Source organism: Micromonospora sp. CNZ285 (assembly GCF_004637285.1).
Genome location: NZ_SPQD01000001.1, coordinates 5987134 through 6010979, shown reverse-complemented (window position 1 = coordinate 6010979; position 23846 = coordinate 5987134). Strand labels below are relative to the sequence as shown.

Annotated in this window: 27 protein-coding genes; 17 read left to right on the top strand and 10 right to left on the bottom strand. The window is 71.2% G+C overall.

Annotation, left to right across the window (positions count from 1 at the left end; genetic code table 11):
* Positions 1-91 precede the first annotated feature (91 nt).
* The 10 genes from CLT75_RS27755 to CLT75_RS27710 form a co-directional block, all read right to left on the bottom strand.
* A complete protein-coding gene (locus tag CLT75_RS27755) occupies positions 92-691 on the bottom strand; it encodes a hypothetical protein (RefSeq protein WP_135243137.1) in 600 nt (199 codons plus the stop codon).
* Positions 684-1103 (bottom strand): hypothetical protein, encoded by a 420-nt coding sequence (locus CLT75_RS27750; protein ID WP_135243136.1) that lies wholly within the window; start codon positions 1101-1103, stop codon positions 684-686. Before CLT75_RS27750 ends, CLT75_RS27755 begins: the two co-directional genes overlap by 8 nt.
* On the bottom strand, positions 1100-1654 hold the full coding sequence (locus tag CLT75_RS27745) for a hypothetical protein (RefSeq protein ID WP_135243135.1): 555 nt from the start codon (positions 1652-1654) through the stop codon (positions 1100-1102). The genes CLT75_RS27750 and CLT75_RS27745 overlap by 4 nt, the downstream gene beginning before the upstream one ends.
* A gap of 155 nt (positions 1655-1809) precedes the next feature.
* Positions 1810-2430: an RNA polymerase sigma factor gene (locus CLT75_RS27740; protein ID WP_135243134.1), complete on the bottom strand. Its 621-nt coding sequence runs from the start codon at positions 2428-2430 to the stop codon at positions 1810-1812.
* 157 nt (positions 2431-2587) lie between these two features.
* Entirely contained in the window at positions 2588-3382 is a 795-nt protein-coding gene (locus CLT75_RS27735) for a hypothetical protein (RefSeq protein ID WP_135243133.1), read from the bottom strand.
* Between the two features lie 23 nt (positions 3383-3405).
* Complete coding sequence (locus tag CLT75_RS27730; protein WP_135243132.1) at positions 3406-3627, bottom strand: hypothetical protein; 222 nt, start codon at positions 3625-3627, stop codon at positions 3406-3408.
* A gap of 66 nt (positions 3628-3693) precedes the next feature.
* Positions 3694-4155, bottom strand: coding sequence for a hypothetical protein (locus tag CLT75_RS27725; RefSeq protein ID WP_135243131.1), 462 nt, complete (start codon positions 4153-4155; stop codon positions 3694-3696).
* 312 nt (positions 4156-4467) lie between these two features.
* A complete protein-coding gene (locus CLT75_RS27720) occupies positions 4468-5109 on the bottom strand; it encodes a hypothetical protein (protein WP_135243130.1) in 642 nt (213 codons plus the stop codon).
* Between the two features lie 463 nt (positions 5110-5572).
* The gene (locus CLT75_RS27715; RefSeq protein ID WP_135243129.1) at positions 5573-6415 is read right to left on the bottom strand and encodes a TRM11 family SAM-dependent methyltransferase; all 843 of its coding nucleotides are present in this window, start codon (positions 6413-6415) and stop codon (positions 5573-5575) included.
* Entirely contained in the window at positions 6412-6981 is a 570-nt protein-coding gene (locus CLT75_RS27710) for a hypothetical protein (RefSeq protein WP_421499633.1), read from the bottom strand. Before CLT75_RS27710 ends, CLT75_RS27715 begins: the two co-directional genes overlap by 4 nt.
* Before the next feature lie 257 nt (positions 6982-7238).
* Between CLT75_RS27710 and CLT75_RS27705 the strand changes: the two genes are divergently transcribed.
* From CLT75_RS27705 to CLT75_RS27630, 17 genes are all read left to right on the top strand, one after another.
* The gene (locus CLT75_RS27705) at positions 7239-8009 is read left to right on the top strand and encodes a hypothetical protein (protein ID WP_135243128.1); all 771 of its coding nucleotides are present in this window, start codon (positions 7239-7241) and stop codon (positions 8007-8009) included.
* Positions 8010-8400: 391 nt separating this feature from the next.
* Positions 8401-8697, top strand: coding sequence for a pilin (locus CLT75_RS27700; RefSeq protein WP_135243127.1), 297 nt, complete (start codon positions 8401-8403; stop codon positions 8695-8697).
* A 16-nt stretch (positions 8698-8713) separates the two neighbouring features.
* Entirely contained in the window at positions 8714-9619 is a 906-nt protein-coding gene (locus CLT75_RS27695) for a TrbL/VirB6 family protein (RefSeq protein ID WP_135243126.1), read from the top strand.
* Entirely contained in the window at positions 9616-10509 is an 894-nt protein-coding gene (locus tag CLT75_RS27690) for a PrgI family protein (protein WP_135243125.1), read from the top strand. Before CLT75_RS27695 ends, CLT75_RS27690 begins: the two co-directional genes overlap by 4 nt.
* Complete coding sequence (locus CLT75_RS27685) at positions 10506-12257, top strand: VirB4 family type IV secretion system protein (RefSeq protein WP_135243124.1); 1752 nt, start codon at positions 10506-10508, stop codon at positions 12255-12257. Before CLT75_RS27690 ends, CLT75_RS27685 begins: the two co-directional genes overlap by 4 nt.
* The gene (locus tag CLT75_RS27680; RefSeq protein WP_135243123.1) at positions 12254-14719 is read left to right on the top strand and encodes a type IV secretory system conjugative DNA transfer family protein; all 2466 of its coding nucleotides are present in this window, start codon (positions 12254-12256) and stop codon (positions 14717-14719) included. The genes CLT75_RS27685 and CLT75_RS27680 overlap by 4 nt, the downstream gene beginning before the upstream one ends.
* A 206-nt stretch (positions 14720-14925) precedes the next feature.
* The gene (locus CLT75_RS27675; protein WP_421499632.1) at positions 14926-15783 is read left to right on the top strand and encodes a replication-relaxation family protein; all 858 of its coding nucleotides are present in this window, start codon (positions 14926-14928) and stop codon (positions 15781-15783) included.
* A 313-nt stretch (positions 15784-16096) separates the two neighbouring features.
* Positions 16097-16807, top strand: coding sequence for a hypothetical protein (locus CLT75_RS27670; protein ID WP_135243122.1), 711 nt, complete (start codon positions 16097-16099; stop codon positions 16805-16807).
* 83 nt (positions 16808-16890) lie between these two features.
* On the top strand, positions 16891-17598 hold the full coding sequence (locus CLT75_RS27665; protein ID WP_135243121.1) for a hypothetical protein: 708 nt from the start codon (positions 16891-16893) through the stop codon (positions 17596-17598).
* A 9-nt stretch (positions 17599-17607) separates the two neighbouring features.
* Positions 17608-18198 (top strand): hypothetical protein, encoded by a 591-nt coding sequence (locus tag CLT75_RS27660; protein WP_135243120.1) that lies wholly within the window; start codon positions 17608-17610, stop codon positions 18196-18198.
* Positions 18199-18382: 184 nt separating this feature from the next.
* On the top strand, positions 18383-19858 hold the full coding sequence (locus CLT75_RS27655) for a MarR family transcriptional regulator (RefSeq protein ID WP_209310395.1): 1476 nt from the start codon (positions 18383-18385) through the stop codon (positions 19856-19858).
* A 106-nt stretch (positions 19859-19964) separates the two neighbouring features.
* On the top strand, positions 19965-20954 hold the full coding sequence (locus CLT75_RS27650; protein ID WP_135243119.1) for a DUF932 domain-containing protein: 990 nt from the start codon (positions 19965-19967) through the stop codon (positions 20952-20954).
* Between the two features lie 71 nt (positions 20955-21025).
* Complete coding sequence (locus tag CLT75_RS27645) at positions 21026-21463, top strand: hypothetical protein (RefSeq protein ID WP_135243118.1); 438 nt, start codon at positions 21026-21028, stop codon at positions 21461-21463.
* On the top strand, positions 21460-21900 hold the full coding sequence (locus CLT75_RS27640) for a hypothetical protein (protein WP_135243117.1): 441 nt from the start codon (positions 21460-21462) through the stop codon (positions 21898-21900). Before CLT75_RS27645 ends, CLT75_RS27640 begins: the two co-directional genes overlap by 4 nt.
* Before the next feature lie 85 nt (positions 21901-21985).
* The gene (locus CLT75_RS27635; RefSeq protein ID WP_135243116.1) at positions 21986-22327 is read left to right on the top strand and encodes a hypothetical protein; all 342 of its coding nucleotides are present in this window, start codon (positions 21986-21988) and stop codon (positions 22325-22327) included.
* Positions 22328-22402: 75 nt separating this feature from the next.
* Entirely contained in the window at positions 22403-22744 is a 342-nt protein-coding gene (locus CLT75_RS32815; protein ID WP_167796855.1) for a hypothetical protein, read from the top strand.
* Between the two features lie 79 nt (positions 22745-22823).
* On the top strand, positions 22824-23843 hold the full coding sequence (locus tag CLT75_RS27630; RefSeq protein ID WP_135243115.1) for a C40 family peptidase: 1020 nt from the start codon (positions 22824-22826) through the stop codon (positions 23841-23843).
* The last annotated feature ends 3 nt before the right edge of the window (positions 23844-23846 follow it).

Here is a 23846-nt window from a genome sequence, read left to right as displayed (position 1 = left end):
CCCGGGTCCTGGGTGTGAAGACGGCCCGCCTTCTGGCGGGCCGTCTTTTCGTGTTTCAGCCGCCGGTGACGGCGGCGTGCTGGAAGGCGGGTTAGCTCGGTGTGGCCGGCGCGATGGAGCCGTCGAAGCTCCAGACGGCGCCGACGCGGGCGGGGTAGCGTCCCGTGCCGGGGTGTGGCGAGCGGTACGGGTCGTCGGTGCGAGGCCACCGGCCGCGCAGCTCGGACGGCTCACGCGGTGTGCCGGGCGGCCGGTGCTCGTACCGTTCGCTGATCACCCGCACGTAGTGCACATCGGATGCGTAGGCAACGTAGACGCCGTTCTGGATGGTGCCGCCGAGCCGGTCGCAGCAGGCGACGGCGACCGGGTACCACCCGTTGACGAACAGGCTGACCTGGTGCCCGCAGGACAGCGACAGCAGGAACACCACGAGGCGGTGCAGCTGCCAGCCGTCCGGTGGCGAGTCGGCCGGGCCGGGCCCGTCGCCTGGTTGTGCGCATGGGGCGCAGATCGGCCCGGCGTCGGGGTCGTATCCGGCGTCGCACTGCTCGCAGACGATCTTCAGGCACGAGCGGCATTCGCCGGAGGCGGTCGTGCGCAGGTCGGTGCCGCAGTAGCCGCACGGCCCGCGCATGCACGTGTCGTCGTGGTGGCCGGGCCGGTGGGCCAGGCAGGGATGCGTGCTAGTCATCGCTGCCGCCTCGGACGTAGCCGTAGACGGCCTCAGCGGTCAGCGGTGCGCCGATGGTCGCGGCCGGGGCGGGGATCTGCCGCCAGCCGTCGTTCTCGCACGCCAGCCATGTGACGACGCCTTCGGCGGTGACCGAGACGACGTCGCCCACCGATAGCGAGCGGCGGCGCATGAGCCGGTACGCGGCGGCGATGAGGAAGTCGGCCTCGCCTTGCGGCGTACCACGGCGCGCCTCCAGCATGTCGAGGTCGGCGTTGAACACCTGCCAGGCCCAGTCGACGATCTCGATCGGGTCGGTGCCGGTGGGCCACTGCCGCCAGTGGGAGATCACCTGTCGCAGCTCGTGGCCGTCCTCGTACGGGAAGAACCGTGACTCGGTGTTGTGGTAGATCGCGACGACGTGCAGGCTCATGACCGGCCCTCCGCCGTCGCCGTGACGATCGGCCGGACTCGCAGCAGTTGGACCGCAGCGATCCGCGCGGCCAGCCGCCCGGTGCGCGGGTGCAGGTAGACCTCGTAGCCGCTTGTCCAGGCCAGGCTCCATGCCGCTGCCGGCCGACCGAGCCGCGCCTGCGTGGTGACGTCGCCGTGGAAGGCGACGCCGAGCGCGGACAGCTGCGTCTCGACCGAGTGGGTGTGGTGGTGGCTCATCCGCCCGGCCAGCATCGGGCACGCGGCGGCCGTGTAGGCGGCGCACTCGGGATGCATGCCCGGCTCGTCGGCGGACATCGCGTCCAGGTCCATGTCGCGCATCGCGAACACGATCCGGCGCTCCAGGCCGGTGCCGCAGGTCTGGCACAGCCGGTCGTTGAGCGCCTTGGTCTGGCGATCGACGTCGACCGCGCCGAAGCGCCACCGGCCGTCCGGCAGTTGCAGGGTGGTGTAGGGGACGACGAGTCCGCCCACGGTGGGGCGGTGGAGGAGCCGGGGCGGGATGCCGGGGCTCGGGTCGTTGGGGTGCAACGGATTCTCCCTGTTCAGGTTGGTGAATCCGGGCACGGCCGTGCGGCCGTGCCCGGGGTGCGCGGGTTCGCGCGATCGGCCGGGCATCGGCCGGGTCTGTGGTGCGGGTGCCGCGTGGCGGGCGGTTAGGCGGTCGCGCCTGGCGGCTGCCCGGGTTACGCGGTCACCGGCGGGGTGGTCAGCGTGATCTGCATACGGCGCAGCGCGCGCCGCTCCAGGTCGCCCACGGCCCAGACGCTGCGGCCCATGAGCCGTGCGGCGGCGTCGCGCGGGTACCCGTCGAGGTAGCGCAGCTGGATCGCGCGGCGCTGGTCGGGGGTGAGCCGGGCCATCGCGTGCACGAACGGCAGCCGCCCGAGCCGGGTCGGGGCGGGCTCGGCGGTGACCGGTGCGGCCGGGCTGCGGTCGGCGTCTTCGCGCACGGCGTACGCGGCGCGCAGGTAGCGGCGGCGCGACCAGTCGTGCTGGTTGCATGCCTTCGCGGCCTGCCAGATCAGCCAGCCGCGCACGTCGGCCAGGGCGGAGCCGAGGTCGGCCAGGGCGTTGGTGAACGTCTCCTGGACGAGGTCGGCGATCAGGTCGGGGTCCCGGCCGCGCAGCCGCACCGTGACGTAGCGGGTGACCGGTTCGCGGTAGGTCAGGTAGAGGGCGGCGAAGGCGTCGCGGTCGCCCTGCTGGGCCTGGTGCAGCAGGGCGAGGATGTGGGGGGCGACTTCGGGCCGCCGGCGGGCGGCCGGGCGGAGGGGGCGCTCGGCGGCAGTCGTGTGGCGGTGCATGGAGTCCTCCAATGCGGATCGCTGGTGGTCTCCGGGCACGGCCGTGCGGCCGTGCCCGGGGTGCGCGGGTTCGCGCGGTCGGCCGGGCAACGGCCGTGGTGATGCGGTGCGGAACAGTCAGGTCAGGTGGCTGCTGGGGTCAGCGGGCGGGCGGGTGTCAGCGCCGCCGGGTGATGCTCCAGGTCCACTGGTAGGCGCCGATGGCGTAGAGCCCTTCGGCGTCGGGGTAGCAGCGGTCGATCTCCAGGACGCGTTCGTCGGAGAGGCTGTGCTGCTGCCAGAAGATGACCGCGATGTCGCCGTGGAAGGCCACGGTCGGGAACTCGCCGAGCATGGTGGCCGGGTGGATGTTCAGCTCGTCGAGGTCGGTGATCATCTGGGTGACGGTGTCGCGGGTGAATCGGGGCAGGACCCCGTCCGCGCCGACGTAGCCGTCGGCGATCACCGCCGGGTAGGACAGGCGCTCCAGGGCCGGGGCTTCGACCTCGGATCTGATCCAGGTGGCCTCAGCCGGGACGATCTCCTCGCGGTGATCGGCAGTGCCGTACGCATACGGCCATCTGGTGGTGTCGATCCAGAACCAGTGGTGCTTGCGCTTGACCCCGTACCGGATCGTGTCGATCACCGGGTGGATCGAGCGGTCGCGGCGGCGCACCTTCAGCAGGACCAGATTCCGGTGGGGGTCGGCGTGGTCGTGGACGCCGCTGGTTCCCGAGGCGGGGTGCTGCCAGGTGAGGGCATGGGCGCGGTGGAGTTGGCCGGTCTCGTCGTGCCAGCCGGGCGATCCGTTGGAGCGCAGCGTCTCGCTGCCGGTCTCGTCCTGCTCCCAGATCAACGCCGCGACGGCGCTGGGCGCTCGCAGCAGGTAGGCGGGGTTATTGACGGTCGGAGTGTGGACGGCGTGTTCGGCCAGGGGGCTGACCTCGGACAGCCGCCACCAGAGTTTGGACATGGTGATCCTCCGGTCGGGTGGGTTCAGGGAAGGTGCACGATGTGAGTCGCGCCGTCAGGGGCCAGGACGTGCATGGTGCTGTCCGGGCGGGTGTAGGCGAGCAGGGTCGCGGCCAGCCGTAGCGCGCCCTTGCTGGCGTCGGTCACGTTGTCGCCGGATGCGGCCATGAGCGCGTCGATGCTGCCGCTGGTGCGGCGGGTGGCGTCGAAGGTCACGCGGGTCAGCCCGTCGCCGGTCTCGGCCATGGGGCAGCCTCCAGGCATGCAGAAGGCGCGCGTCCGTCGCCGGTACGCGCGCCCGGGGTGGATGGGCTACCGGGTCGAGTTGTGCAGGGTGAGGTGGGCCTCCTTGAGGTGTCCGGCGCAGACCTCGCCGCTGTTGCCGGCGGCGCTGAGGCTGTCGGTCAGTGCCTTTGCCGCCGCGGCGGGCACCGTGTCCGAGCGTCGGAAGGCACGGTTGTGGGTGTGCTCGGCGAGGCGCTGCACAATCTGGGTCAGGTGCGCTTGCACGAGGTTGAGCCCGGCGGTCAGCCGGGTCAGGTCGGCCATGTCGTGCTGGTCGGCGGCCCAGGTGAGGGTGTCGCCGAGGTGCTCGGCGGCCAGCAGCAGCACGTGCACGGTGGCCACGGTCTTGGCCGGGTTGAAGTAGGACTCGTCGCTGAACAGGTCGGCGACCTGGCCGAGGACGGCCTGACCGTCAGTGTGCAGACGGGGTGCGTCGGCCAGGCGGGCGAACCAGTCGTGGTCTGTCAGGTACCAGGCGGGCTGGAGCATGTCGTCCTCCACGGGACACGGAAAGTGGCGGCCACCGTTCGGTGACCGCCTGCAGGGATGGGGATACCGCGCCCCGGTCGCGGGTGCGAGGGGCGTGGGTTGTGTGGGTGCCTGGTCTGGGTCAGGCGGCGGCGGCCGACCGGGATGCGGTGGGCGCGGTGCCGTCGCGTGCGACGTCAGATCAAGGGGCACATAGGTATAAGGAGAACCTCCAGGCTAGGCCGCCCCGGGCACGGGCGGGGCGACCTGTCAGGCTCGGCGACCTGTCACGACCTGACAGCCCGCGAACCTGACAGGTCGCCGCCTGTCAGGTCACTGCTGCTGCGGCTCGTCAGCAGGCCGCGTGACGTGCGCTTCCCGCTCGCCGGGGGTGGGCCAGAACAGGATGCGAGGAATCGGCCCCGACCGGTCGGCGGCCCGCGACAGCAGCAGCGGCACGAGCATCAGCAGCGTCGCCGCGAGCCGCACGAGCGGCACAGGGCCGTCCCAGGGCCCGGCCAGGAGCACGGCGGTCGCGCCGAGGGCGATGGCGTCGATGACGATCTGCGCGACCGTCGCCGCCTGCCACAGCTGCTCGGAGTTGGACCAGTACGCGCGTATGCGCAGTGCCTGCCCGGCCGCGTCGGCGGCCATGAACGGCAGCCAGCACACGACCAGCAGCAGCGCGACGCCGAGCAGCAGCGGCCATCCGGCGGCCCAGGCCGCCAGCAGCACGGCCACGGTGACCAGCCCGACCAGCGGGCCGATCGACCGGTTCCCGGCGTCGATGAGGCTGTAGAGCAGCCGCGACCATCCGGCCAGCGTCAACCCGGCGGTGACGGCCAGGACCGCGATGATGGCGAGGTTGCCGCCGGCCGCCGCGAGCCCGTTGACCGTGATGACGGCGACCAGGAGCGCCAGCCCGTTGGCGCTGGCGTAGGTGTTGCGCTCGGGCAGTGTCAGGAAGTTCCGCATGTTTGCCTCCAAGGGTGTGAGGTGGACCGGCGCGGCCGAGTCGGCGGCGCCGGACGCAACGGCGGTAGAAGAGGTAGAAGGGCGAACGCCGAGCGGGACTCGCGCCGGCCGGTGGCGCGGGACGAGTCCCGGTGCCGGCCGCTCGCAGCGGTACTCGAGCGGGACTGGTCCCGCCGGGCGGCGAGGCGGTCCCGCTCGATGTCGGCGTAGGGTCCCGCCCGCATCGGACGCGGGCGGGACTGTCGTGCACCCCACCCCAGCCCAAGGCGGGACTCGGGTCGCGGCAAGCGGGACCGTGGACGGCCGCTGGTCAGGTGCACGGGTCAGCGGGGACGGGAAGCGGCGGGGCGGGGCTGACCTGCCCCGATCCCGCCGCCTCCTGGTGGGCGGTGTCACGTCAACCGGCGCGATAGGCGACGGTCACAGGGCTTGAGCTGCCCTTATGCGACACCAGTGTGAAACTTCATGAGCGCCGGAGCACCCAGACGTCCTCGTGCGCCACGAGGTGCACGGGGACGCCTTCGGCGCGGGCGCGACGGACCGCCATCAGGCCAAACATGCTGGCCCGGTGCACGATCTGCCCGTCGCGGACGGCGGCGAGCATCGCCGCGCACCGCTCCACCGGGACCAGGCCGACCGACGTGGCGACGGCCAGCAGCTCGCCGGGCAGGTCCACGAAGTCGTCCCGCTGGCGGCGTACCGGTCGGCAGGTGATGACCACGGTCCCGCCGGGACGCAGCAGCTGGTAGCTCGCGGCCAGGATCTCGGCGAACCCGTCGAGCAAGCGGGACCATCCCGCATAGGCGAGGTTGCCCGACTCCCGGTCCCCATAGAGGTGGTCCCGCTTGCGTACCCCGGTACTCGTTGCCCGCACCAGGCCGTGAGTCCCCCTGCCGTAGGGCGGAGAGGTGAGCACGAGTCCCGCTCGCCCGACCGCGGACGCCGGGACCAGATCGAGCAACCTGGTGGCGTCGCCGGTGACGACTCGCCCGGTGCCGGCGGCGCCCTGCGACGCAGCCAGCGCGACGTTCGCTTCGGCCAGAGCGGTGAAGCGGGGCTCGATGTCGATCCCGATCCCCTCCCGCCCCAGGTGCATGGCCTCCACGAGGGTCGTGCCCGACCCGCACATCGGGTCGAACACCAGGTCTCCCGGCGCGGTGTAGGCGCGAATGGCGTGCGCGGCCAGGTTGGGCAGCATCTTGCCCGGATGGCTGGACGACTCCGGGACGTAGCGGCCTCGCCGCTGGTCCCGGGAGGGCTGCTGGCAGGTCAGCCACACCGACGTGACCGGCATCGGCTTGGTCACCGCCCACCTCCGTTCCCGGCCGCGCTGAGCGTCATGATCAGCACGTCGGTGTGGATGTCGAGCAGCGTCTCCTGCCCACGCCGGGGCAGCCGGTCGGCCGCCACGATGTGCTGCAGGTAGCTCAGGCCCGCCGTCTTGGCGGCGATGATGACGTCGACCGGTGCGGTCACGTCGTGGCTGAGAAGCACGGCCACGCAGCCGCCGGGCAGCAGAGCGTCCCGGCAGCGGATGAAGAACTCCACCGGGACCAGGCCGTCGAGCGGCCAGCCGGTGACGATGAGCCGCGCGGGCTCCCGCCCCCAGCCGGTCTGCCGGGCCGCCTGAAGGTGACTGCGGCGGCTGGCCGCGATGACCGCGCGGGCCAGCTGCGGCCCGTCAGCCAGATCGACGATCAGCTCGCCGGGGTGGGTGAGGTTGTGAACGAGCCGCACGCCCATGGCGTTGGACATGGTGTCGCCCTTGCGCGGGGCGGGCACCGGCCAGACGGTGATCGGCACGGGCACGTCGCCCGGCACGACGTCCCCGACCGGGACCGGGGCGCTGTGGTGGTTGGTGTTGTCGGTCATGGGCACGGTGGCCCCCGGACCGGCGGGCGTACTGACAGTGCCTAGAACGGCCGTGTTGGGCCGATCGAACCCGCCCCCGACCTGACAGGACCAGTCAGCGGCCGATCCTGCGGGCCGGGCTGACAGCCGTGAACCTGGCACGACCTGTCCGAACCTGTCCCGATCTAACGGAGCCTTGGGGTGTCAGGTCGCCTGTCTCCAATCGAGGCATGGGCCGCCGCAGCCGGCGGTTCGGCTCCACCACGAGGGGACACGACATGCCAACCACCACCACCTCCTTCCGCTCCGGCGCCCTGGCCCAGGCCGAGCAGGCGTTCGCGCTGCTGACCTGCGAGCCCGCGCCGCTGGTGTTCGACGCCCGCCCGGTGCCCGGCCTGCCGGACAAGACCATGCCGCTGGACGCGCTGCGCAAGATGATGCTGTTCGAGAGCTACGACTCCGACACCATCGACGCGACGTGGCGGCAGCTGGCCCTGCAGGCCCGGGAATGGGGACCGGCGTGGGTCGTCGGCGCGATCGGCGTCGCCCTGCCCGCCCTGACCCACTTCGCCGCGAAGTTCAGCCGCGGCTACCCCCGCCACGCCGAGGACATCGACTCGGAGATCCTGGCCGAGTTCCTGCACGCGCTGCGCACCGCCGACCTCGACCGGCCCCGGCTGTGGATGCGCCTGACGTGGGCGGCGTACCGAGGCGGCGAAGCGGTCATCAAGAAGATCCGCGACACCGAGGAGCTTCCCGCCGAGCTGTCCAGCGGATCGCGTACGCCCAAGCGCCCGTACGGCCACCCGGACCTTCTGCTCGGCCGGGCCGCCGCCGCCGGCGTCATCACCTCGGAGGCCGCCGAGCTCATCAGCGCGACCCGCTTCGGCGACGCGCTCATCGAGACGCTGGCCGCCGAGAAGGGCGTGACCGCCTCCGTGCTGCGCATGCGGCGCCGCCGCGCCGAACGAGCCGTAGCCGCGGCCGTCGTACGAGGCGAACTGTCCGTCCCGGTCCGTACCCAGATGGGCGAACCCGCGCTCGCCTGACGGGCAACTCGCCACATCCCGCCGCACCACCAAGGCCGCCCCGGGCATCGCCCGGGGCGGCCTCTTCAGCGTTGCGCACGGAGGTTGCGTTGCGGGGCAGCCCTGTCAGGTCCGCCGACGCGGCGCGGCCGTCAGGCGCAGACAGGTCGTGACAGGTCGCAGGCCGGTTCGATCGCCCTGACAGCACGGATCTGGGCGGTGCATGTCATCCACGGCATGCCCGCCCGGTGGGGACCACCCACGGGCGAGGCCCTACAGGTCCGGCATGGCTGGCGCGGCGTACTGACACCGCAATCCCTTCCCTTGCAAGGGAGGAGCGCCCCCACCGGACCTCTCCAGGACTTCGCCCGGTCCCCGCCGCGGCGGCCCCCACATCCTGTGGAGCGCCGCAATGCACACAACTCTGCACTACCTCAACGACATCCTCGCCGCCGCGCCGCAGCCGCTGGCGGCCCCGAAAACCCTGCCGCAGGTCATCGACGGCATCCGCACGTGGATCATGGGCATCATCGCCGCTGTGGCCACGATGTTCCTCGTCGTGGGTGGCCTGCGCTACATGGCCGCCGGAGGCGACCCGAGCCAGGTCGAGCAGGCCAAGGGCAACTTCAAGTCCGCCCTGATCGGCTACGCCCTGGCCGTGCTCGCACCGGTCGTGCTGTCCGTCCTGCAGGGCATCCTCGGCGGCTGAGGACAGGACACCCATCATGGTCAACTGGCTGATGAATGGGCTGGTCGACTGGCTCGCCGAGCGGTTGCAAGACCTGCTCGGCGGGCTCCTCGCCTACCTGAGCTCATCGATGTTCCTCTCGCCGGACGTCACCGTCCTGCCGCAGGTACAGACGATCGCGACCAAGAGCGCGTATGTCGTCAACGCCTGCTTCATCCTCGCCATCATCGCCGTCGGCATCGCCACGATGGCCGGCGGCTCGGTCGAGATGCGTTACAGCATCAAGGATCTGGTACCCCGCCTCATCGTCGGACTGGTCGCCAGCAACTTCGCGGTCGCGCTGAGCGCCGCGCTGATCGAGATCGCCAACGCGCTGACCGTGTCCATGGTCGGCACAGCGGCACCGACGACCGAGGCGGTCAACGCGACCCGCACCCACGTGACCGCCGCGCTGAGCGACGAAGGCACCGCCCTGGTCGCCCTGATCATCGGGCTGCTGATCGTCGGGCTGATGTTCGCCCTGGTCGGCAGCTGGATCGTCCGGATCGGGGTGCTGATCATCTGGGCCGGAGTCGCCCCCGTCGCCCTCGCCTGCTACGCCACGCCCTGGACCCAGGGCGCGGCGGACCTGTGGTGGCGCACCGGGATCGGCTGCCTGGCCACCCCGACGCTTCAGGCGATCGCCTTCAGCACGGGCGTGCAACTGCTGATCGACCCGAACAGCAGCCTGCCAGTGCTGATCGGCCTGCCCGGCTCGGACATCATCAACCTGATGATCACGGCCGTGCTGCTGTGGGTCACGCTCAAGATCCCGAGCATGATGCGCCGGTACGTGACTCACAAGGGCGGCCCCAGCATGGGCGGCGTGCTGGTCCGGGCGGTCCTGATCCAGTCCATCACCCGCAAGATCCCGTTCGGGCGCACGATGCGAGGTGGGCGATGACCCACGACGAAGACACCACCCCGCGCGCCGTGGTCACGGCCGACGTCAACGCACCGGACCGCATCGCGTTCGGGCTCACGTTCCGGCAGCTGGCCATCGTCGGCGGCGTCGGCCTCGGCGGGTTCGGCATCTACCGGACCTTGGGGCCGCTGCTGCCCCTACCTGTGTGGATCGTCGCCGGGATGATCGTGTTCTCCATCGCGATCGTCGTCGCCCTCGGGCGGCGCGACGGCCTGCCGCTGGATGTGTGGCTCAAGCACGGGATCACGCTGTCGCGCAGCCCGCGCCAGCTCACCCCCGGCAGCGCTCGGGCGACCTCGGTCGCCGCGGTGGCCGGCAAGACGAGCGTCCCGGCGCCGCTGCGCTCGCCGGTCACGGCCGTCAGCGCGAGCGGAGTCGTCACCTCCGAGGGCAAGTCCCGGGTGCTGATCGCCTGCGGCACCACGAACATCCACCTGCGTACCGGCGGCGAGCAGGGCGCGCTGCTGGACGGGTTCGGCCGGTTCCTCAACAGCCTGACCGGTCCCGCGCAGATCGTCGTGGCCGCCCAGCGCCACGACCTGACCGCGCACGCGCAGGCCACCGTCGACCACGCGCCCCGCCTGCCGCATCCGGCTCTGGCGGCGGCAGCCGACGACTACGCCGAGTTCCTTCTCGACCTCGATGAGGAGCGCGATCCGCTGCGCCGTCAGGTGCTGGCCGTCATCACCGGCGAGCAGGTCGCCGATACCGCCGTACGCGCCCTGACCGGGCTCGGTGTCGAAGCCGCTGCCCTGGACGGCCCGGCGGTGTCCGCCGCGCTGGCCACCGCCGCCGATCCCTTCAACCCACCGGTGCCCGGCCCGAGAGCCGTTCCGGGCGCCCCCATTACCCTGCGGAGCAACGAATGAACCTGTGGAAAACCAGAAAGAAGACAGTCGCGGCCGGGGAGGGCATGCCCTCCCCGGCCGCTCTGTCGGTCACCCCCTGGCACGTGCAGGTCGGCGACGGCTACGCCGCCACCTTCGCCGTCACCGGCTACCCGGCCGAGGTCGGCCCGGCCTGGCTCGATCCGCTGCTGTCCTACCCGGGCCGCGTGGACGTGGCCGTGCACATAGACCCGGTCGCGGCGCAGCTGGCCGCGCCGATGCTCAAGCGCCAGCGCGCCCGTCTGGAGTCCTCGCGCCGTCTGGACGCCGACCAGGGCAAGCTCGGCGACCCGATAACCGAGGCTGCGGCAGCCGACGCCGCCGACCTCGCCGAGCGGGTCGCCCGAGGTGCGGCCAAGCTGTTCGACGTCGGCATCTACGTCACCATCCACGCCCGAGACCTCGACGAGCTGCGCGCGGTCACCGCGGGCGTCAAGTCGGCCGCCGCGTCGGTCCTTCTGGACCTACAGCCGACCACGTTCCGCCACCAGCAGGGCTGGGTCGCGACGCTGCCGATCGGCGTGGACCCGCTGCGGATGCGCCGCATCCTCGACACCAACGCCCTAGCAGCCGCCTTCCCCCTCGCCTCAGCGGATCTGGCCGCACCGGCACCGGGCGTCGCGGCCCCGCCGGACGGCGTGCTCTACGGGCTGAACACCACCAGCAACGGCGTGCTGCTGTGGGACCGGTGGCGGCAGGACAACCACAACTCCGTCGTCCTCGCCCAGTCCGGCGCGGGCAAGTCGTACTTCGTCAAGCTCGAAGTGCTGCGGAACCTGTACCAGGGCACCCGGGTCTCGATTATCGATCCGGAGGACGAGTACGCGCCCCTGGCGGAGCACGTCGGGGGGACCGTCGTGCAGCTCGGCCTGCCCGGCGTACGCATCAACCCCCTGGATCTGCCCCACGACAACCGGGCCGACACGCTGACCCGGCGCGGGCTGTACCTGCACACGCTGATCGCGGTCATGCTCGGCGCACCGCCACCACCGACCGAGCGCGCTGCCCTCGATCGGGCGATCACGGCCACGTACGCGGCGGCCGGGATCAACGGCGACCCGGCCACCTGGACCAAGCCCGCGCCGCTGCTGCGGGACCTGGCCGAGGTGCTGGCGGCCGACGAGGACCCGGCGGGCGAGCAGCTGGCCGCCCGGCTGGCCCCGTGGACCACGGGCAACTTCTCCAGCCTGTTCGACGGACCGACGTCCACCGCCCCGGACGGCCACCTGGTCGTCTGGTCGCTGCGGCACCTGCCCGACGAGCTGCGCACGGTCGGCACGCTCCTGGCCCTGGACTCGATCTGGTCGGGCATCGACACTCCGTTGTCTGGCGTACGCCGGCGGCGGCACCTCGTCGTGGTGGACGAAGCCTGGCTGCTGATGAGGGACGGGGAGGGTGCACGGTTCCTGTTCCGCATGGCCAAGGCCGCGCGCAAGCGGTCGGCCGGGCTGTGCGTCGTCACCCAGGACGCGGCCGATGTGCTCGGCACCGACCTCGGGATGGCCGTGGTGTCCAACGCCGCGACCCAAGTGCTGATGCACCAGTCGACCCAGGCCATCGACAAGGTGAAGGAGGCGTTCTCGCTGACCGCCGGGGAAGCCCGGCTCCTCCTGGCGGCGCCACGCGGGGAGGGTCTGCTCATCGCTGGCCGCTCGCGGATTCCGTTCCGCAGCGTCGGGTCGGCGGCCGAACACAAGATCGCCGTGACGGGAATCGGTGAGGCGTCATGAATCCCGAAATCGTGACCCGGCTCGGCGACCTGTGGGCGTGGATCACGGCCCGGCCGTGGCTGGCGTTCTTCGTCCCGGTCTTGATCATCGGCGGTGTCGCCGCCCGGGACAAGGTCCTCGCCTGGCGGCACTCCCGGTACGCCACGGGGGCGCGGTGGCTGACGGTGGCCGCGCCGCCGGAGGTGACGGCGGAATCGGCGGCGGCGTTCTGGATCACCATCATGGGCGTCCTCACGCCCTCGGTGTGGCGGCGGCGGATCTACGGCATGCCGCACATCGGCTGGGAGTACACCTGGACCGGCCGCACCCTGACGATCCGGGTGTGGGTGCCCGGCACGGTCCCGCCCGGCGCGGTCGAGGCCGCGATCCGGGCGGCCTGGCCCGCCGCCACTGTCACCGTCACCGATGCCGCAGAGCCGATCCCGGCCAATGTGGTGGAGCAGGTCGGCGGGGCGCACTGGCCGCAGTCGGCCGACTCGCTGCCCCTGCGCAGCGAGCACGACACCGACCCACTGCGGGCGCTGCTGTCGGCCGGGGCCGAGGTCCGCGACCGCGAGCACGCGTGCGTGCAGATCCTGGCCCGACCGGCACCACCCCGGCGGCTACGCGCCGCCAGACGCACGGCGGCGGCGACCGGCACACACCCCCACGGGCGGCCCGATGTGGCCGCCCGTGCCGTTTCCGGGGTCGCGCGGCTGCTCACCGAACCGCTGATCTGGGCACTGGACGTGTTCACACCCGGCCCGTCACGGCGGACACCGGCGCGTACGCCCGTGCGGGCCGGTGAGCGTGATCCAGTGGCCAACGCCGACGCCCGCACGATTGTCGACAAGGCGATTCGGGTGCCGCACTTTGAGATCGCGATCCGGTTCGCCGTCGCGGCCGACGCGGGCAAGACTCCGCCGGACAAGGCGCGCACGAAGCAGATCCGCGAGCGCCTCGTCGGGCTCGGGCACACGATCGCCTCGGCCGCCGCGGCGTACACCGGCCCAAACCGGCTGCGGCGCATGAAGATGCCCCAGCCGGTGGCCACGATCGCCGGACGGCGTCTACGGCGGGGGTTCCTGGCCACCGTGCCGGAGCTCGCCGCCATGGCAGCTCTGCCCCAGGACGTGGCGGTCCCGGGCCTCGATCGGGCTCGGGCCAAGGCCGTGCCGGCGCCCGTGGCCGTGCCCTCCGGCGGGCGAGGGGTGAAGGTGCTCGGGCGTTCGCAGATCGGCAACCACTCGGTCGGCCTGAACGTGATGGACGCTCGTCAGCACGTTCACGTGGTCGGCAAGACCGGCGTCGGCAAGTCCACGTTGATGCTGAACATGATCCTGGCCGACATCAAGGCGGGCCGGGGCACGGTGGTCATCGACCCGCGAGGGGACTTGATTACCGACATCCTCGACCGCCTCCCCGCGACCTACGCCGACCGGATCGCGATCATCGACCCCGACCAGGAGAACCCGGCCTGCTTCAACCCGCTCGACGACCGGGGCGACCCGCATCTGGCTGTGGATAACTTGGTCGGGATCTTCGCGAAGATCTTCCAGGGGCAGTGGGGTCCGCGTATGGACGACACGATGCGGGTGGCCTGCCTGACGCTGATGCGCCACGCGAAGCCGACCCTCAGCCTCGTCCCGTCGCTGTTGCAGGACAAGGACTTCCGGGCCAGGTTCACCAACGGCCTGGACGACCCGGACGGCCTGGGCGGGTTCTGGCTCTGGTACGACGGCATCAACGAGCAGTTCCGGGGCCAGGTCATCGCCCCCGTCCTGGCGCGCCTGCGGGCGTTCCTGCTGCGCGACTTCGTGAAGTCGGTCATCGGGAACACGAACAGCTCGTTCGACATGGGCAAGGTGCTCGACGGCGGTGTGCTGCTGTGCCGGCTGCCGAAAGGCATCCTCGGTGAGGAGACCAGCCGCATCCTGGGTTCGCTGATCGTCGCCCGGGTCTGGCAGGCCGCCATCGCACGAGCCAGCGTGCCCGAGGACCAGCGAAAAGACGCCAGTCTTTACGTTGACGAGTGTCAAAACTTTTTGACACTGCCGGGCAGCGTGGCCGACATGCTGGCCGAGGCGCGAGGGTTCCGGCTCGGCCTGGTCCTGGCTCACCAGGATCTGGCGCAGCTGCCGAAGGACGTGGCGTCGGCGATCTCGGCGAACGCCCGCTCGAAGCTGTTCTTCAACGTCGACCCGGGCGACGCCCGGGAGCTGTCGCGGCACACGAAGCCCGAGCTGGACGAGCACGACCTCGCCCATCTCGACGTCTACACCGCCGCGGCCCGGCTGCTCGTCGGCAATCGGGAGCTTCCGGGGTTCACCTTCGTCAGCAACCCGCCCGCGCCGATCGTCGGCGAGGCCACCGCGATCCGGCAGGCCCATGCCGCCGCCCACGCCGTCGACGGCGAGGAACCACCGATGCACCGGCTGGCCAAAACAGTCATGAAACGGCGGATGGAGCAACGCGAACGCTGATCAAGCCCGCTCGTCTGGGTCCTCGGCCGGGTGCAGCACTGGGGGCTCGTTTGGGGGTGTCTGCGACACGAGACCCCAGGCGAGCCCCCCGACCCGCGCCTGTCAGGTGTCTGAGCTGCCCAAACCCGGCCTGCCGCAGCCCTGACAGCAAGATCAACCTATCCAGACTCCTTACAGGGTTTCTCTCTCCCCGGGGGTATCTACCTATGCCGCAATCGCGCTCTGATGGCCTGCTGGCCATCTACCCGCACATCACCTCTCGTGACCGCCAGCTGCTCCAGCTGCTCGACGGCCACCAGGTCCTCACCACCGATCAGATCCACGCCCTGTTCTTTCTGGCCCGGCGTACCTGCCAGATCCGCCTCGGTGAGCTGTACCGGCTGGGGCTACTGGACCGGTTCCGGTTTGCCCGCGACGGCGGCGGCTCGCAGCCCTGGCACTGGACCCTCGGCCACAACGGTCACCGGTTTCAGGCCGCAGCCCACAACCGGCCCGAGCCCACCGCTCGCACCAGCCGCCAGCAGATGCAACGGCTGTCAGCCAATCCGAATCTGACACACCTGCTCACGGCCACCGAGTTCGGCGTCCGGCTGTCGGCGTACGCCCGCAGCCACCCGGCCGCCGAGCTGTCGCGGTGGTGGCCGGAGACGAAGACAGCGGCCCGCTTCTCACCGGTCACCCCCGACGGGCACGGCCTGTGGAGCGAGGACGGCACGACGGTCGGGTATTGGCTGGAGGCCGACACCGGCAGCGAGCCCCTGGGCAAGCTGGCCGCCAAGCTGGACAAGTACGCGGCCCTGGCCCGCAAGGGCGGCCCGCGCTATCCGGTGCTGTTCTGGCTGCCGAGCGAGGACCGTGAAGAACACCTCCACGCGTACCTGCGCGGCCGGCGGCCCGAAGGCGTACTCGTCGCCACGGCGACCCACAGCAGCGATCCCGCCGACGCCGTATGGCTTCCCGTAGGCGATACGCAGCGCGTGCGCCTGGCCGGGCTGCCCAGCGACCACGGCCGTGTGGTCGCCGCCAACTCGAACTACGACGAGAACGGCGTCTTCCTGACCTGACACAACCTGGCAGCCCCAGGACCGAACCTGTCAATGCACGTCAGAGGCATGGTCGGCTTTCCTGACAGGAGTTGTGCTGACAGGTCGCCTCGCTACGGTGCAGCTTCTTCTCTTCACTTTTTGCTCGCACCGTCGCCCGTCTGTCCTTCCTGGACCCGCCCGCGCCAGCGGGATCGCATAGCCCACCCTCTGGTCGGCTCCGATCCCCGCCCCGCGCCCCTCACGGCAGCACCCAGGCCCAGACGTCGCGATCCGGTGGCACCACCAGCACAGCAAACCCCAACCCACTCCTTCGCGAAGGGAGCACCCCGCCATGCCCACCAACACCCCGCTCACCGACCAGGTCGTCACCGTCGTGTTCCACCCCGGCGAGGACGCCGACTGGTTCTCCGCCTCCGAGAAGGTCAACGACCTCCTCAACGCCAACGGCACCCCCGCCCGACGCTTCCACGTCCGGCACCGCCGGTTCATCGGCTGGATCACCCGGTTCCTCGACTACTACCTGCTCGACACCGCGCGCCGGTTCGGCGCCATCACCAAGGCCGCCGGAGGCCGCAAGAGCCGCCTCGACCTCAACGGGGCCGCCGCAGCCGCCGCAACCCAGGCCCGCCTCCGCTGGCACGCCTGGAACCAGTACATGAACTCCACCCCGGCCACCGCTCGGCCCGCCCGACCGTGGGAGGACTATCTCGCCCAGCACCAGGCCGACCCGTCCAAGGTCACCCTCAACGAGGCCCGCCGCCGGTTCCACGCACAGCCTCGCGTCATCGCGATGCTCGCCAGCGCCGGCAACTACGAGTTCGACCCCGCCGAGCTGGCCGCCTACCAGGCCGGAGAGCACGCCTACGCCGGGCTGCACTGGCGCATGGCCATCGTCGGGGATCTGCTGATCACCGCCGAAGGCAAGGTCCTCAAGCCGTCCAGCGACACCATCGCCGACCGGCTGCGCTTCCTGAACGAGGCCATCAGGTACCTGCGGACGCTGAAGCCCAGCGCCCGCCTGTGCGCGGTCACCATCGCCTAACCATTCACCAGCTCGAGGACCGGTCGCAGCCCAGCTGCGACCGGCCTTCGCCATGCCCACCGACATCCCACGAAGGAGACGACATGTTCCTCGCCGACCCCGCTCTGCGGCTGATCGCCGCCTCCACCAACGACGTGCTGCCCGAGCAGCTGTGGCGCTACGACACCGGCACCGAGGACGCCTTCGGCGACCTCGCCCGCATCCTGCACAAGACCGCCATGGCCTACAACACTAGCAGCGCCGACCTCGACAGCCCGGCCCCGCGGCCGTCGGTCGGTCTCCGGCTCGCCGGCACCGGCGCGGCGATGCAGGACGTGCTCGCCACGATCGACCGGCGCGTCGCCATGGAGCGGCACACCGTCATCACCGGCAGCCTGCTCGACCTGTACCGGGCCTGGCGGCGGCACCGCCCGCTCAACGACGGCGAGCAGCGCCACCTGCTGCTGTGCTCCGGCGACCCGGGCCACGGCGTGGCCACCATGCAGCGCTTCACCCACCACCAGTGGCGGGTGACCGTCGACGCCGAGGCCGCGCAGGCGTTCGCGGTGCCGTACCCGAACCGGATGGTCGGCGTGCTCGTCGAGACCGACGACGGGATCTGGCAGCCGGTCGCCTGCACCGACGCGGCCCAGATCGCCTCCGGCAGGGCCTACCGGCTGCCGGTCCGCGACGACCTCGCCACCGCCTGCCGGTCGCTGCTGCGCTGGTGGGCGCTGCGGCACTCGGCCGCCTGGCGCAGCCGCAACCCCGACCAGCTCACCCCAACCGAGCTGGACCAGCTCGCCGAGTAGGAGGCCGCCATGCTCAACGCCGACTCGGTCGGCCGCTGGATCGCCCGGCTCACCGGCCGCACCCTCGACCAGCACGCCACCGACCCGGTACCGGCCGCCGCCGATCTCCCCAAGGCCGCCGACACGATGCGCCGTCACCGGCTGGAGCTGCTGCTCACCGTCGACCGGCTGCGGACCGCGCTGATCAACGAGGACGACCTGTCCACGTCGATCACGGCGCTGACCGGGCCGCTGGACGCCATCGCGAAGCTCGGCCGCGAGTACCGGTACGCCCGCAACTGGGCCGAAACCCTGCTCCGCGACGACGAGCGCACCGCGTACGCCGACGCCAACCCCGGCGCGGTGCTGCGGCGGCGCTTCGTCAACCCGGGCGACACGACCCTCGTCGTCCTGCCGCACACCGATGCCTGCCGCAAGCAGCACCTGGCCGGGCGGCGCACGCGCGTGCGGATCGGCCGGGCAGACGCCGAACTCGACCTGGCGGTCGGCCCCGGCCAGCTGCGCCTCTCCCACGCCGACGCCGGGATCTACCACGATCCGGCCCACGGCTTCTACGTCCTGGAGCCCGCCGCCACCGAGGCCGCCGCCTCCGGCGACTGATCCTCCCCGGCGGCCACCGGCCGCTATCCAGGCCACCGGGCCGCCCCTCGCAGCACCCCATCACGGCAGCGCACCGCCCCACGCGCCTGCCGCGATACCTGCTGCCCGCGACCCGGCGCACCACAGCACGGCACAACGACGTGCCGCGCTGCCAACCCACAAGTCCCAGAAAGGGGACACCACCATGCAACACGACCTGTCCACCATGACGCCCGCCACCCAGGCGGTCTTCAACGCCCTGCACCACCTCGGCCAGGGCAACGTCCACGAGCTGGCCAACCAGTCCGGTAAGGCCCGATCGACCGTCGACAAGGCGATCAAGACCCTGTCCGACGCCGGTCTGATCGTCCCGGTCGACACCGACACCGACGCCGCCGAGGGCGTCCCCACCCGCTACACCATGGCCGAGGGCGTCACGGAAGCCGTCACCTCCGACGAGGCCGACCCGGACCTCGGGCAGGGCAACGACATCAACGACACCGGCCTCACCGGCGACACCGAGGCCGACATCACCCCGGGCCTCGGGGCCGGCGAGGCCGGCGACAACCTCGCCGACGACCCGGAGCCCGGCACGGAGCTGGACGGCGGCGGCTCCACCGGCCAGGACGGCGCCGACGACCAAGCCGCCAGCAACAACGGCGAGGACGCGAACCCGGACAGCGCCGACGCCGGGGCGGACAGCGACAGCCAGGACTCGGACCACGAGGACGAGGACGACCACGAGGGCACGGAGTCCGACGAGGACGACGACGAGGACGACGACGACCAGGACTCGGACGACGAGGACGACGACGGGTCGGAGGACCAGCCCGTCCGGGCGGCCGTCACGGTCGTGCAGCAGAGCCGTCCCGGCGACCGCAAGGTCATGACGATCAAGGCGGTCATCGCCGAGTACGGCGACGACGGCGCGACCCTCGACGAGATCGTCAACGAGAGCGGCATCGGACACCCGACCGCCTCCCGGCTGCTGGCCGCGATGGAGCAGGCCGACGCCGCGCGCCGTCTGCCCGGTATCCCGCGCCGGTGGATCGCCGGACCGACCAAGGCCAGCGAGGTCGACCCGAACCCGGAGCCGCCCCGCTGCCCGGTCTGCTTCCAGGTGGTCAAGGGCGTGACCGAATCGCCCGAGGCGGTCGCCCTGGTGCAGTCCTTGATCCGCTCCGACGGCACGATCCACGTCGTCGCCGAGGATGGCACCGGGCACGTCGTGAAGCTGCCCAAGCGGCTGCCGCCGCGCACGGCGAGCACCGCGACGGCCGGGGCGGTCCGCCGCACCGACCTGACGGTCAACGGCGACGGCAGCCAGCCGTTCGCCAAGGGCGAGCTGGAGAAGCTGACCCTGGCCGTGCTGGCGGCCAACCCCGGCCGCTGGATGTCGCCGCAGGAGATCGCCACCACGATCAGCGCCCAGCTCGGCGGGCGCAACGTCAGCTCCGGGGCGGTGCGCAACAACTGCACCAAGGCCGCCGCCAAGGGCGACATCGAGATGGTCTCCGACGCCCCGCTCACCTTCGCCTACCCGGCCCCGGCCGGCGAGGGCGAGACGGCCGAGGCCGAGACCTCGAACGCCACCGCTCAGGCCGACGCCACGTCCGAGACGGTCGACGCCGAGGCCAGCAACACCACGGCCGAGAACTCCTCGGGCAACGAGCAGTCCTGATGACAACGCCGGGGCCGGGCAACGCCCGGCCCCGGCCGCGCCGCCACCCATCCCTTGGGCCGAGCCATGTGGCTCGGCCTCTTGCCATTTCCGAAAGGAGAACCCCGTGGCACACGAACTGGAGACGTTCGCCAACGGGCAGACCGCCTTCGCCTCCGCCCGCGTGTCGGCCTGGCACCAGCTGGGCACCGTCACTCAGGCCACGATGAGCGCCAGCGAGATCATGGGCGCCGCCCTGCTCGGCAACTGGGGCGTTCGCACCATCCCCGTCAGGGGCATCGACGTCGTGGACGGGATCGAGGTCCCGATCCTGGCCGACGACCGGCGTATGACCGTGCGCCGCAACCCGGTGACCGGCCAGACCGAGTATCTGGGCATCGTCGGCAACGACTACGAGGTCATCCAGAACGAGCAGTGCGCCGACATGCTCGACCAGCTCGTCGACCAGGCCGGGGGCGCCCACTTCGAGACCGCGGGCAGCCTGCGGCGGGGCAAGTCGGTGTTCGTCACGATGAAGCTGCCGACCGCGATGGAGATCGCCGGAGTCGACCGGATGGACCTGTATCTGATCGGTACGACCTCCCACGACGGCACTGCCGCGCTGCGCGTGGACGCCAGCCCCATCCGCGTCGTCTGTGCCAACACCCAGCGGGCGGCGTTCGCCCACGCCGTGGGGCACTACACGTTCCGTCACACCTCCAAGGTCGGCGAGCAGATCAGCCAGGCCCGCGAGGCGCTGGGCCTGATGTGGCGCTACATGGGCGAGTTCGAGAAGGCCGCCGAGCGGATGCTGCAGACCGCGATGACCACCCGCGAGTTCGAGAAGATCGTCGCGCAGGTGTGGCCGGTGGCCGACAACGCCACCGACAAGACCAAGGCCAACGCCAAGGAGCGGCTGGGGACGCTCAAGTACCTGATCACCGAGGCCGACACGCAGAAGGCCATCAAAGGCAGCCGGTGGGCCGGATACCAGGCCATCACCGAGTACCTCGACCACTACCAGGCCGCCAAGGACCCCACGACCCGCGCCAACCGGGTGATCACCGGCAAGACCGGTGACCTCAAGTTGACCGCCTTCGACCTGCTGAAGGTCTGACCGAATTCCGCCCCTGTGCCGGGGCGGCGGTCACCTGCCGTCCCGGCCCGTCACGAACGGACCACAGACCCATGACCGAGACCACTCCCGTGCCGCCGCAGCGGCCGACGGTCCCGCACATCCGCCATCCCCGCGACGAGCGCCAGGCCGTCTGCGGCGTACCCGCCACCGACGTGACCCGGTGGGAGACCGAGGACCCGCCGCGTCCGGGCTACGCGTGCGAGGACTGCCTGGCGCTGCTGGAGGACGCGGCCCGGCCCGACGACTACACCCACCCGATCGGCGACGCGACCCTCATCGACTCGCTGCGCACGATCGTCGCCGAACGCCAGCACGCCAAGATCAACGGCGTGCTGGTGGACCTGTGGTCGGCCAGCGTCACCGTCACGATCTGGGACCAGCTCAAGCAGGACAAGCGGGACCGGCTCCTCACCCTTCCCGCCCACCAGCTGATCCTTCGATGCGTCACGATCTACAGCCGCCTCACCGGCGAGGGCCACCGCCGATGACCACGCCGCACAGGCAGCAGTGGTTCCACTACCACGTCTGGGTCTTCGCGGTGCACACCGCGATGTCGCTGATCGACGCCGCACCCCGACCCACCCGGTCGCTCGACGTGCCGACGTGGGCGCAGGCGTTCGGCCTGACCCGCATCGACAACCCCGACCCGGACACGATCGGGCTGCTCGGCCCGGCGCCGGACGCCTTCGACCGCGACTACGCCATGAGCACCGACCTGGCCGAGCCGGTCATCGTCGCCCACCTGCTCATCGACGGCGTGGAGCCCTCGCCGCTGCTAATCGACGGCACCCACCGGCTGTACCGGGCCTGGCGCGAAGGCGTGCCGCAGCTGCCCGCCTACCTGCTCACCGTCGCCGAGAGCCGTCAGGTGCAACAGGACCGGTGGCTCGGTCCCGGCCGCACCTGGCGCGTCGGGCCGCGCTGACCCCTTCACCCCTCGTACGCCTCGGTGAGCCGCACCGCCGGCGGCCACCGAGGCGTACCCACCGCACCCCTTTGGGAGAAAGCACATGTCCTACACCGCCCCGTGGCGCAAGCTGTGCAACTGCCGTTGCCCGCTGCACCACGGCTTCCCGCGCACCGACTACTTCCAGCCCGGCTGCGCCTGCACCATCACCTGCGACACCCAGCCAATGACCCTCCTCGCGGAGCAGTGGGGCTGCGCCCTGTTCCTCGACCAGCACGGCGACCTGTGGCACGTCAACGCCATGGCCAACGGCCAATGGGACTGGGAGCACGGCGGCGAGATCGACACCCGCGCCGACACCTACGACGACAGCGTGCACATCGAGCGCCTACTCCGCGAGGCCGCCCGCGTCCTGCGACGGCAGATCGCCCGACCCAACTGCTGATCGGTTCAAGGTGGGCCGCCCGCGTGGGCGGCCCACGGCCCTTTTGCGTTTCACCACCTTCTCGAGGAGACAGCTATGTACCGCACCTACCGCAGCCCCTACGAGCGGCACTGCGACTGCCGATGCCCGGTCCACCACGGGCACCTGCGCACCGACTACACCGACCCGGGCTGCCACTGCCTGGCCACCTGCGCCAGCCAGCCCATGACCCTGCTCGCCCCGCAGATCGGCGGCGCGCTGTTCCTCAACTCGCACGGCACCTTGTGGTTCGTGCCCGCGCTCGAACCCGGGCACTGGGACTGGCGCTACGCCGCACCGGTCGACCTCGGCCACCCCGTGGACCCCGCCGCCGACCTGATCGCCGACTTCCTGCACGCCACCCACGCCGAGCTGCTGCCGCTCATCCACCGCATGTAGCCCGAGCTCTTCTCGTTCCCGCCGGCCGCGCACCCGCGCGAAGCCCGGCCTTTTTGTTTTCACCGAGAGGCAGATCGTCATGACCAAAGCCATCATCGGCATCGTCACCGTCGTCATCATCGGCTGCTTCGGCCTGCCGATGCTCCTGCTGTCGGCCGTCATGGGCGGCCCCGGCGGCTGCGGCAGCACCACCGGCGTCTCGGTGCTGGCCTCCGGACAACCGCCCGGCGCCGGCAACTGGGACACCGAGCAGCTGGAGATCGCCGCCACCATCATCGACGTCGGCGTGTCCAAAGGCGTACCCCAGTGGGGCTGGACCGTCGCGCTGGCCACCGCCATGCAGGAGTCCGGCCTGCGCAACCTGCCGTACCTCGGCGACCGCAACGACCACGACTCGATCGGGGTGTTCCAGCAGCGGCCCAGCCAGGGCTGGGGCACCGTCGAGCAGCTGACCAAGCCCGAGTACCAGGCCGGAAAGTTCTACGACAAGCTGCTGACCATCCCGGGCTGGCAGACCATGCCGCTGACCACGGCCGCCCAGGCAGTGCAGATCTCGGCATTCCCGGACGCGTACGCCAAGTGGACCGACGACGCCATCCAGTTCGTCCAGCAGCTGACCAGCACCCTGGCCGACTGCGCCACCGACGCCCTCACGGCTCTGCCGGACGGGTTCACCCTGCCGGTCAACACCCCGCCGCAGGTGATGACCGCGATCTTCTGGGCGGTCGGCCAACTCGGCACGCCGTATCACTTCGGCGGATCCTGCACCGATCCCCACTCCGGCGACCCCGACAAGCAATGCGACTGCTCCTCGCTGATGCAGGCCGCGTACCGGGCCGCCGGAGTCTCCATCCCGCGCGTCACCATGGACCAGGTCAACGCCGGGAAGGAAATCACGGACCCGGCCATGCTGCTGCCCGGCGACCTCATCCTCATCCCCGGCAGCGAAGGCACCATGTCCGACCCGCGGCACGTCGGCATGTACCTCGGCCAAGGCTTGATCATCCAGGCCCCGAAGACCGGAGACGTCGTGAAGATCACGCGGCTCTCGTCATGGATTGACCAGGTGGCGGCGATCAGAAGGATCGTTAAAGGTTAATCA

Bases quoted from the DNA above. Each gene is read 5' to 3' on its own strand.
- CLT75_RS27755 (WP_135243137.1), bottom strand. From the start codon at position 691: ATGACTAGCACGCATCCCTGCCTGGCCCACCGGCCCGGCCACCACGAC.
- CLT75_RS27685 (WP_135243124.1), top strand. From the start codon at position 10,506: ATGAACCTGTGGAAAACCAGAAAGAAGACAGTCGCGGCCGGGGAGGGC.
- CLT75_RS27705 (WP_135243128.1), top strand. From the start codon at position 7,239: ATGCCAACCACCACCACCTCCTTCCGCTCCGGCGCCCTGGCCCAGGCC.
- CLT75_RS27720 (WP_135243130.1), bottom strand. From the start codon at position 5,109: ATGCGGAACTTCCTGACACTGCCCGAGCGCAACACCTACGCCAGCGCC.
- CLT75_RS27725 (WP_135243131.1), bottom strand. From the start codon at position 4,155: ATGCTCCAGCCCGCCTGGTACCTGACAGACCACGACTGGTTCGCCCGC.
- CLT75_RS27700 (WP_135243127.1), top strand. From the start codon at position 8,401: ATGCACACAACTCTGCACTACCTCAACGACATCCTCGCCGCCGCGCCG.
- CLT75_RS27665 (WP_135243121.1), top strand. From the start codon at position 16,891: ATGTTCCTCGCCGACCCCGCTCTGCGGCTGATCGCCGCCTCCACCAAC.
- CLT75_RS27640 (WP_135243117.1), top strand. From the start codon at position 21,460: ATGACCACGCCGCACAGGCAGCAGTGGTTCCACTACCACGTCTGGGTC.
- CLT75_RS27740 (WP_135243134.1), bottom strand. From the start codon at position 2,430: ATGCACCGCCACACGACTGCCGCCGAGCGCCCCCTCCGCCCGGCCGCC.
- CLT75_RS27695 (WP_135243126.1), top strand. From the start codon at position 8,714: ATGGTCAACTGGCTGATGAATGGGCTGGTCGACTGGCTCGCCGAGCGG.
- CLT75_RS27730 (WP_135243132.1), bottom strand. From the start codon at position 3,627: ATGGCCGAGACCGGCGACGGGCTGACCCGCGTGACCTTCGACGCCACC.
- CLT75_RS32815 (WP_167796855.1), top strand. From the start codon at position 22,403: ATGTACCGCACCTACCGCAGCCCCTACGAGCGGCACTGCGACTGCCGA.
- CLT75_RS27750 (WP_135243136.1), bottom strand. From the start codon at position 1,103: ATGAGCCTGCACGTCGTCGCGATCTACCACAACACCGAGTCACGGTTC.
- CLT75_RS27655 (WP_209310395.1), top strand. From the start codon at position 18,383: ATGCAACACGACCTGTCCACCATGACGCCCGCCACCCAGGCGGTCTTC.
- CLT75_RS27645 (WP_135243118.1), top strand. From the start codon at position 21,026: ATGACCGAGACCACTCCCGTGCCGCCGCAGCGGCCGACGGTCCCGCAC.
- CLT75_RS27670 (WP_135243122.1), top strand. From the start codon at position 16,097: ATGCCCACCAACACCCCGCTCACCGACCAGGTCGTCACCGTCGTGTTC.
- CLT75_RS27735 (WP_135243133.1), bottom strand. From the start codon at position 3,382: ATGTCCAAACTCTGGTGGCGGCTGTCCGAGGTCAGCCCCCTGGCCGAA.
- CLT75_RS27660 (WP_135243120.1), top strand. From the start codon at position 17,608: ATGCTCAACGCCGACTCGGTCGGCCGCTGGATCGCCCGGCTCACCGGC.
- CLT75_RS27690 (WP_135243125.1), top strand. From the start codon at position 9,616: ATGACCCACGACGAAGACACCACCCCGCGCGCCGTGGTCACGGCCGAC.
- CLT75_RS27710 (WP_421499633.1), bottom strand. From the start codon at position 6,981: ATGACCGACAACACCAACCACCACAGCGCCCCGGTCCCGGTCGGGGAC.
- CLT75_RS27630 (WP_135243115.1), top strand. From the start codon at position 22,824: ATGACCAAAGCCATCATCGGCATCGTCACCGTCGTCATCATCGGCTGC.
- CLT75_RS27675 (WP_421499632.1), top strand. From the start codon at position 14,926: ATGCCGCAATCGCGCTCTGATGGCCTGCTGGCCATCTACCCGCACATC.
- CLT75_RS27635 (WP_135243116.1), top strand. From the start codon at position 21,986: ATGTCCTACACCGCCCCGTGGCGCAAGCTGTGCAACTGCCGTTGCCCG.
- CLT75_RS27680 (WP_135243123.1), top strand. From the start codon at position 12,254: ATGAATCCCGAAATCGTGACCCGGCTCGGCGACCTGTGGGCGTGGATC.